We start from the raw sequence: 8695 nt of genomic DNA on the forward strand, positions 1-8695 counted from the left end.
CGCGGAAAATCCGGACAATTCCGGGCGCGCGATCATCCCAAAGTCGTGTCCAAGATGCGAATGACCCGAAGAAGGCGACCCTTGCGGTCGTAGGGTTGATCCTGGGAGGGCCTGCGGGAAGGCCTGTCCCGGACAGCGTCCTCGAGGGAGGTCCAGTTCAGTGACCAGCCAGGTCAGTAGCCCAGCGGAGCAGGCCGACGGAGCAGTCGTAGGAGAGCAGCGCAAAGCGGCGGGCGCGAAGGATGTCCGTCGCCTCGACCGGGTGATCATCAGGTTCGCGGGGGACTCGGGTGACGGTATGCAGCTCACCGGTGACCGTTTCACCTCGGAGACCGCGTCGTTCGGCAACGACCTGTCGACGCTGCCGAACTTCCCGGCCGAGATCAGGGCGCCCGCCGGAACCCTGCCGGGTGTGTCGTCCTTCCAGTTGCACTTCGCCGACCACGACATCCTCACCCCCGGTGACGCGCCGAACGTGCTGGTGGCGATGAACCCGGCCGCGCTGAAGGCGAACATCGGCGACCTGCCGCGCGGCGCCGAGGTGATCGTCAACACGGACGAGTTCACCAAGCGGGCGATGCAGAAGGTCGGATACGGGACCAGTCCTCTGGAGGACGGGTCGCTGGACGGCTATCACGTGCACCCCGTGCCGCTGACCACGCTCACGGTCGAGGCGCTCAAGGAGTTCGACCTCAGCCGCAAGGAGGCGGAGCGCAGCAAGAACATGTTCGCGCTGGGCCTGCTGAGCTGGATGTACCACCGGCCCACCGAGGGCACGGAGAAGTTCCTGAAGTCGAAGTTCGCGAAGAAGCCCGACATCGCGGCGGCCAACATCGCGGCGTTCCGGGCCGGCTGGAACTTCGGCGAGACGACGGAGGACTTCGCCGTCTCCTACGAGGTCGCCCCGGCTGCCACCGCGTTCCCGCCGGGTGTCTACCGCAACATCTCCGGCAATCTCGCCCTGTCCTACGGGCTGGTCGCGGCGAGCCGGCAGGCGGATCTGCCGCTGTATCTGGGGTCGTACCCGATCACTCCGGCGTCGGACATCCTGCACGAGCTGAGCAGACACAAGAACTTCGGCGTGCGGACCTTCCAGGCGGAGGACGAGATCGCAGGCATCGGGGCCGCGCTGGGCGCGGCCTTCGGTGGTTCGCTGGCCGTGACCACGACGAGCGGCCCGGGTGTGGCGCTGAAGTCGGAGACGATCGGTCTCGCGGTCTCCCTGGAGCTGCCGCTGCTGGTCGTGGACATCCAGCGTGGTGGCCCGTCGACGGGACTGCCCACCAAGACCGAGCAGGCGGACCTGCTCCAGGCGATGTACGGGCGCAACGGCGAGGCGCCGGTGCCGGTGGTCGCGCCGCGCACCCCGGCGGACTGCTTCGACGCCGCGCTGGAGGCGGCGCGGATCGCGCTGACGTACCGCACGCCGGTGTTCCTGCTGTCCGACGGCTATCTGGCCAACGGCTCCGAGCCCTGGCGGATCCCGGACATCGAGGAGCTGCCGGACCTGCGGGTGCGGTTCGCGCAGGGGCCGAACCACACGCTCGACGACGGCTCCGAGGTGTTCTGGCCGTACAAGCGGGACCCGCAGACGCTGGCCCGCCCGTGGGCGATCCCGGGCACGCCGGGTCTGGAGCACCGGATCGGCGGCATCGAGAAGCAGGACGGCACGGGCAACATCTCCTACGACCCGGCCAACCACGACTTCATGGTGCGCACCCGGCAGGCGAAGATCGACGGCATCGACGTCCCGGACGTCGAGGTGGACGACCCACACGAGGCCAGGACCCTGGTCCTGGGCTGGGGCTCGACGTACGGGCCGATCACGGCGGCCGTGCGGCGGCTGCGCAGAGCCGGGGAGTCCGTCGCCCAGGCGCATCTGCGCCATCTCAACCCCTTCCCGCGGAATCTGGGCTCTGTGCTGGAGCGTTACGACAAGGTGGTGATCCCCGAGATGAACCTCGGGCAGCTCGCCACGCTCATCCGGGCGAAGTACCTGGTCGATGCCCACTCGTACACCCAGGTCAACGGCATGCCGTTCAAGGCGGAGCAGCTCGCCGCGGCTCTGAAGGAGGCCATCGATGGCTGAGACGTCCACGCACGGCACCGGCACCATCGAGGCGCTTTCCCTCGTCCCCAAGGCCGAGGGCAGGCAGTCGATGAAGGACTTCAAGTCCGATCAGGAAGTGCGCTGGTGCCCCGGCTGCGGCGACTACGCCATCCTCGCCGCGGTGCAGGGCTTCATGCCCGAGCTGGGGCTGGCGAAGGAGAACATCGTCTTCGTCTCGGGCATCGGCTGCTCCTCCCGCTTCCCTTACTACATGAACACGTACGGGATGCACTCCATCCACGGCCGGGCCCCCGCCATCGCCACGGGCCTGGCGAGCTCGCGCCGCGATCTGTCGGTGTGGGTGGTCACGGGTGACGGCGACGCGCTGTCCATCGGCGGCAACCACCTGATCCACGCGCTGCGCCGCAACGTCAACCTCAAGATCCTGTTGTTCAACAACCGGATCTACGGTCTGACCAAGGGCCAGTACTCGCCGACCTCCGAGGTCGGGAAGATCACCAAGTCGACGCCGATGGGCTCGCTGGACGCGCCCTTCAACCCGGTGTCGCTGGCGCTCGGCGCGGAGGCGTCGTTCGTGGCGCGGACGGTGGACTCGGACCGCAAGCACCTGACGGAGGTGCTGCGCCAGGCCGCCGCCCACCAGGGCACGGCACTGATCGAGATCTACCAGAACTGCAACATCTTCAACGACGGTGCCTTCGACGCCCTGAAGGACAAGCAGCAGGCCGAGGAGGCCGTGATCCGGCTGGAGCACGGCCGGCCGATCCGCTTCGGCGCCGACCTGGCCAAGGGTGTCGTCCGGGATCCGCTGACCGGTGATCTGAAGGTGGTGGCGGTGACGCCGGAGAACGAGGACCAGGTGCTCGTCCACGACGCGCACTCCCCGTCCCCGACCACGGCCTTCGCGCTGTCCCGCCTCGCCGACCCGGACACCCTGCACCACACGCCGATCGGGGTCCTGCGCTCCGTCGAGCGGCCCGTCTACGACACGCAGATGGCCGACCAGCTCGACACCGCGATCGAGCAGCACGGCAAGGGCGACCTGGGCGCGCTGCTGGCGGGCGGCGACACCTGGACGGTCGTCGGCTGACCCGGCCGAAGGGAGCTCTCGGGGCCCGGGCCGCCTACGTGGCGGCCCGGGCCCCGTCGTACGCCTGGCGGGCCTGTTCCACCTCGTCCATGCGCTGGTGCGTCCAGGCCGCGAGGGCCTTCACCTGCTCGGCGGCCTCACGACCCAGGCCGGTGAGGGAGTAGTCGACGCGCGGCGGGATGACGGGCTTGGCGTCGCGGTGGACGAGTCCGTCGCGCTCCAGGGTCTGGAGGGTCTGGGTCAGCATCTTCTCGCTGACGCCCCGGCTTCCGTGCGCGCTGATCGCGCGGCGCAGTTCGCTGAAGCGGTACGGGCGGTCCAGGAGCTCGGTGAGGACGAGCACGCCCCAGCGGCTGGTCACGTGCTCCAGGACCAGCCGGTAGGGGCACAGGGCTTCACTGCTACTTACCGGCATACCAGTACCTTACTTCAAAGTGGGTACTTTCGAAGAGTTAGCGCATCTCCTAGGGTTAGTGCCAACGTACCCCACAAGGAGAGTCCTCACCATGAGCATCGTCGTCACCGGCGCCACCGGACAGCTCGGCCGCCACGTCGTGGAGCAGTTGCTGGAGAAGGTGCCCGCCGGGCAGATCACCGCGGTCGTGCGCAACGCGGAGAAGGCCGCCGACTTCGCGGACCGCGGCGTGAAGATCGCCCTCGCCGACTACAACGACCCCGCCTCCTACGACGGCCTCTTCTCCGCGGGCGACAAGGTGCTGCTGATCTCCGGCACCGAGTTCGACAAGGGCCGGGTGCAGCAGCACAAGGTCGTCATCGACGCCGCCAAGGCCGCCGGTGTCGCCCTGCTCGCCTATACCAGCGCCCCCGGTACCCTGACCGCCACGCTCGCCGACGACCACCGCGGCACCGAGGAGATCCTGCTGGACTCCGGCGTGCCCTACGCCCTACTGCGCAACGGCTGGTACCACGAGAACTACACCGAGAACCTCGCCCCGGTGCTGGAGCACAACGCGGTCGTCGCCGCCGCCGGCGAGGGCAGGGTCTCCTCCGCCTCCCGCGCCGACTACGCCGCTGCCGCCGTCGCCGTGCTGACCGGTGAGGGGCACGAGAACAAGACGTACGAGCTGGGCGGCGACACCCCCTGGAGCTTCGCCGAGTACGCGGCCGAGCTGAGCCGGCAGACCGGCAAGGAGATCGCGTACAACGCCGTCCCCGTCGAAGCCCTCGTGGGCATCCTGACCGGCGCGGGCCTGCCCGAGCCGTTCGCCCGGATCCTCGCGGGCGTGGACGCCTCCATCGAAAAGGGCGAGCTGGTCGTCTCCACCGGCGACCTGTCCCGCCTGACCGGCCGCCCGACCACCCCGTTCGCCGAGGCCATCGCCGCCGCGCTCAAGGGCTGACCCTCCCCCGCAGCACGCCACCCCGGACTGTCATGACCGTATACCGATACGGGCATGACAGCCGGGGGCGCTCGGCGTTACCGTCGTCCACGCGGACACACGCCAGGCGCGAAGGAGGGGCCCGTGACCGGCAAGCCGAGGGGTGAGCGGCACATAGGACTGCTGAACGGCTTCGCGGCCTATGGGATGTGGGGGCTCGTCCCCCTGTTCTGGCCCCTGCTGAAGCCGGCCGGCGCGGTAGAGATCCTGGCCCACCGAATGGTGTGGTCGCTGGTCTTCGTGGGCGCCGCCCTGCTGGTGCTGCGCCGCTGGGCCTGGGCCGGTGAGCTGCTGCGGCAGCCCCGCAAGCTGGCGCTGATCACGGTCGCTGCGGCGGTCATCACCGTCAACTGGGGCCTGTACATCTGGGCCGTGAACTCCGGGCACGTGGTCGAGGCCTCGCTCGGGTACTTCATCAACCCGCTGGTCACCATCGCGATGGGCGTGCTGCTGCTGAAGGAGCGGCTGCGGCCGGTGCAGTGGGCGGCGGTCGGGACCGGCTGCGCGGCGGTCGTCGTGCTGACCATCGGCTACGGCCGGCCCCCGTGGATCTCACTCTGCCTCGCGTTCTCCTTCGCCACCTACGGGCTGGTGAAGAAGAAGGTGGGCCTCGGCGGCATCGAGTCGCTGGCCGCCGAGACCGCGATCCAGTTCCTGCCCGCGCTCGCCTTCCTGGTGTGGCTCTCCGCGCGGGGCGACTCCACCTTCGCCGCCGAGGGCGCGGGGCACGCGGCGCTGCTCGCCTCGGCCGGCATCGTCACCGCGCTCCCCCTGGTCTGCTTCGGCGCGGCCGCCATCCGCGTACCCCTGTCCACCATCGGCCTGCTCCAGTACTCGACGCCGGTCCTGCAGTTCATGCTCGGCATCTTCTACTTCCACGAGGAGATGCCGCCGGAGCGCTGGGCCGGGTTCGCGCTGGTGTGGCTGGCGTTGACGCTGCTCACCTGGGACGCCTTGCGCGCCGCCCGCCGGGCCTCCCGGACGCTGACCAGCGAGACCAGCGTGCCCAGCACCACCAGGGCGACCGGCACGGTCAATGCCGCACGGAACGCCGAGAGCGTGGCCTGCGGACCGGACCCGGTGGACGCCAGGCCGTAGACCGCGGTCACCGCCGAGATGCCGATCGCGGCACCGAACTGGATGGCGGTGGTCAGCAGCCCGCCGGCCAGGCCCTGCTCCGACTCGTCGACCCCGTCCGTCGCCGCGATCGTCAGCGGCCCGAAGGCCAGGGCGAACGCGAGGCCGGAGAGCAGCAGGGTCGGGAACATCATGGCGTAGGACCAGTCCATGCCGACCGGCAGGAACAGCGCGTACGCGGCCACCGCCAGGAGGAAACCGCCGGTGATCACTCCGGCGTTGCCGAAGCGGGTGACCAGTCTGGGCGTGAGCGTCGGCGCCAGGACGGCGTCGATGCCCATGACGACGAGAGCCACCGCCGTCTGCAGAGACGACCAGCCGCGCAATTCTTGCAGGTAGAGCGTGACGACGAACTGGAAGCCGAAGAAGGCGCCGAGAAAGAGCAGCGCCCCGAGGTCGGCGCGCACGGCCGGGCCCCGGCGCAGCATGCCGAGCCGGACGAGCGGGTCGGGGCAGCGGCGTTCGACCGCGACGAAGACGCCGGCCATGATCACGGCTGCGAGGCCCGAGGCCAGGGTGAGCGGCCAATGGTGCAGGCCGTGTTCCAGGCGTACGACGGTGTAGGCGGCCAGCAGCATGGTGCAGGCGGCGGTGATCGCGCCGGACAGATCGAAGGTGCGCCCGCGCTTCGGCGGGACGTCGCGCCGCGGGATCAGACGTACGGCCGTGACGAGCAGGGCGGCGGCCAGCAGTACCGGGGCGAAGAACACCCAGCGCCAGCCGATCTCGGTGAGCAGGCCGCCGATCACCAGGCCGAGGGAGAAACCCGCCGCGCCCGTCCCGGCGAAGACCAGAAGGGCCTTGTTGCGCTGCGGGCCCTCCTCGTACGACGTGGTGATCAGGGAGAGCGCGGCCGGGGTCATGAACGCGGCGGCGACGCCCGTGACGAACCGGGCGACGATCAGCATCCAGCCGTCCGTCGCGAAGCCGCCGAGCCCCGAGAAGGCGAGGAAGACGGTGAGCCAGAGCAGGAACATCCGGCGCCGCCCGAGCAGGTCGGCGGCCCGCCCGCCCAGCAGGGTGAAGCCGGCGTAGCCGAGTACGTAGGCGCTCATCACCCAGGCCGCGGTGCCGGTGACAAGACCCAGATCGGCGCGGACGGTCGGGATCGCCACCGCCATCATCGCGACGTCGATGCCTTCGAGGAAGATCGTTCCGCAGAGAACGAGCAGTAGCGCCCAGGCACGGGTGCCCATGGGTCAACACTCCTCCGGTAAGGGGCGGTTACGCAAGTGAGGGTCGGTTCCCTCTTGTAACCATGGCCCACCCCGCGGCAGCATCGACAGACATGGAAGAAGGCACCTCGAAGTCACCGAGTCACTGCGCGAGCACCGTGGACCACGGCGGCGCCGATCCCTTCCCGTGGGACATCCGCGAGGACTGCCAGATCCGGCAGATCCTCGACCGGATCGCCGACAAGTGGTCGCTGCTGGTCATCGCGCTGCTGGACAACCGGCGGCTGCGCTTCACCGAGCTGCGCCGGGAGATCGACGGGGTCAGCCAGCGGATGCTGACAGTGACCCTGCGCTCGCTGGAGCGGGACGGCCTGGTGAAGCGGACGGTGCACCCGGTGGTTCCGCCGCGGGTGGAGTACGAACTGACTTCCCTCGGCAGGACACTGCACACCACGATCCAGTCCCTGGTGACCTGGACGGAGGCGCACCAGGAGGAGATCGCGCAGGCCCGGACGGCGTACGACACCCGTGCGGCGGAGGCCACGGGGGCTACGGCTCCGTAGACGCGTGGCGGGCGCGGTGTGCCCGGACCTTCTCGCGGTTTCCGCAGTGCTCCATCGCGCACCAGCGGCGGCGGCCGGGGCGGGAGGTGTCGACGAAGAGCAGATGGCAGTTGTGGGCGCCGCATTCGCGGATGCGGTCGGCGTGCGGCCCGGTGAACAGGTCGATCGCGTCGCGGGCGACGGTCGCGAGCAGATGGGTGCCGGTGGCGCCCGGCGCCCAGGCGCGGGTGCCGTCGGGCTCGATGCGGGCGACGAGCGGGGACGCGGCCGCGGCGGCGTTGACGACGTCCAGCTGTGCGGCTTGCAGCGGGCGTCCGTGGGCACGGTCGGTCGCGAGCAGGAACACCGCGTCGCGCAGGGCGCGGGCCCGTTCCAGTTCACCGGCGGAGACGGTGAGGTCCAGCCCGGCCGGCAGTCGGCTGCGCCCGGCCCAGGTGACCAGGTCGGCGGGTTCGTGCAGCACTTCCCAGCGGGCGAAGGCCCCGGGGCCGCCCGTCACCGTCAGCTCCAGGCACAGGGTGCCGGGGTCGAAGCGGTAGGGCTTGCCCTGGCCCGAGACCAGCGTCAGGCCGGGCGTTCGATCCGGCGTTTCCCCTGCACGTCCACTCACCTAACCAGTATAAGTGGTTACATGACGCAGACACCCGCATCACCCACTCCCGTGCACTGGAAACTCGTCATCGACGCGAACGACCCGCATACCCAGGCCGACTTCTGGGCCGCCGCCCTTCACTACGAGGTCGAGGACAACAGCGCCCTGATCGGGAAGCTGCTCGGCTTCGGCGCTCTGCCGGAGGAGGCCACGGTCGAGTTCCACGGCCGCCGCGCCTTCCGGGACCTGATCGCGGTACGGCACCCCGAGGATCCGTACGAGGAGGAGAGCGGGACCGGGCTGGGGCGGCGGCTGCTGTTCCAGCGGGTGCCGGAGGAGAAGACGGTCAAAAACCGGCTGCATCTCGATCTGCACCCGGGCGGGGGGCGCCGCGACGAGGAGGTCGCACGACTGGAGGGGCTCGGGGCCAGTGCGCTGCGGCGGGTGAAGGAGCAGGGCGGCGAGTGGGTCGTGATGGCTGATCCGGAGGGGAACGAGTTCTGCGTGCACTGACACGGGCGCCGGGCCGGGGAACGATTTCCGCGTCCAGCGACACGGACGCCGGAGGCTGCCCTCCGTAATGCCCTGGCCAAATACGCACCTTGACGGAGAGTCAGTACCAGCTTCACCATCCAGGCACCCCATTCACTGTGGGAGGCCCGTGGAC

The 8695-nt window shown here is 69.9% G+C and carries 8 protein-coding genes and 1 pseudogene; 6 read left to right on the forward strand and 3 right to left on the reverse strand.

Annotated features, from left to right (window positions below):
* Positions 1 to 160 precede the first annotated feature (160 nt).
* A complete protein-coding gene (locus ABZ281_RS03315; protein ID WP_356651605.1) occupies positions 161 to 2089 on the forward strand; it encodes a 2-oxoacid:acceptor oxidoreductase subunit alpha in 1929 nt (642 codons plus the stop codon).
* Entirely contained in the window at positions 2082 to 3161 is a 1080-nt protein-coding gene (locus ABZ281_RS03320) for a 2-oxoacid:ferredoxin oxidoreductase subunit beta (protein WP_356651607.1), read from the forward strand. Before ABZ281_RS03315 ends, ABZ281_RS03320 begins: the two co-directional genes overlap by 8 nt.
* Positions 3162 to 3195: 34 nt before the next feature.
* On the opposite strand, the gene ABZ281_RS03325 is transcribed toward ABZ281_RS03320, so the two are convergent.
* Complete coding sequence (locus ABZ281_RS03325) at positions 3196 to 3576, reverse strand: helix-turn-helix domain-containing protein (protein WP_356651609.1); 381 nt, start codon at positions 3574 to 3576, stop codon at positions 3196 to 3198.
* 91 nt (positions 3577 to 3667) lie between these two features.
* Here ABZ281_RS03325 and ABZ281_RS03330 point away from each other — a divergent pair, with 91 nt between their 5' ends.
* Complete coding sequence (locus ABZ281_RS03330; RefSeq protein ID WP_356651611.1) at positions 3668 to 4522, forward strand: SDR family oxidoreductase; 855 nt, start codon at positions 3668 to 3670, stop codon at positions 4520 to 4522.
* 123 nt (positions 4523 to 4645) lie between these two features.
* Positions 4646 to 5659, forward strand: a complete 1014-nt coding sequence (gene rarD, locus ABZ281_RS03335; protein ID WP_356651613.1) for an EamA family transporter RarD — start codon at positions 4646 to 4648, stop codon at positions 5657 to 5659.
* Here rarD and ABZ281_RS03340 read toward each other — a convergent pair.
* Positions 5551 to 6894, reverse strand: a pseudogene (locus ABZ281_RS03340) (MFS transporter); the annotation flags it as partial. The gene rarD and the pseudogene ABZ281_RS03340 overlap by 109 nt on opposite strands.
* A gap of 92 nt (positions 6895 to 6986) precedes the next feature.
* On the opposite strand from ABZ281_RS03340, the gene ABZ281_RS03345 reads away from it, so the two are divergent.
* Positions 6987 to 7436, forward strand: coding sequence for a helix-turn-helix domain-containing protein (locus ABZ281_RS03345; RefSeq protein WP_356651615.1), 450 nt, complete (start codon positions 6987 to 6989; stop codon positions 7434 to 7436).
* Here ABZ281_RS03345 and ABZ281_RS03350 read toward each other — a convergent pair.
* Positions 7423 to 8046 (reverse strand): CGNR zinc finger domain-containing protein, encoded by a 624-nt coding sequence (locus tag ABZ281_RS03350; RefSeq protein ID WP_356651617.1) that lies wholly within the window; start codon positions 8044 to 8046, stop codon positions 7423 to 7425. The genes ABZ281_RS03345 and ABZ281_RS03350 overlap by 14 nt on opposite strands.
* A gap of 21 nt (positions 8047 to 8067) precedes the next feature.
* On the opposite strand from ABZ281_RS03350, the gene ABZ281_RS03355 reads away from it, so the two are divergent.
* Positions 8068 to 8541, forward strand: a complete 474-nt coding sequence (locus ABZ281_RS03355; protein ID WP_356651619.1) for a VOC family protein — start codon at positions 8068 to 8070, stop codon at positions 8539 to 8541.
* Positions 8542 to 8695: the final 154 nt, after the last annotated feature.

The sequence above is a fragment of the Streptomyces sp. NPDC006265 genome (assembly GCF_040613555.1).
Classification (GTDB): Bacteria; Actinomycetota; Actinomycetes; order Streptomycetales; family Streptomycetaceae; genus Streptomyces.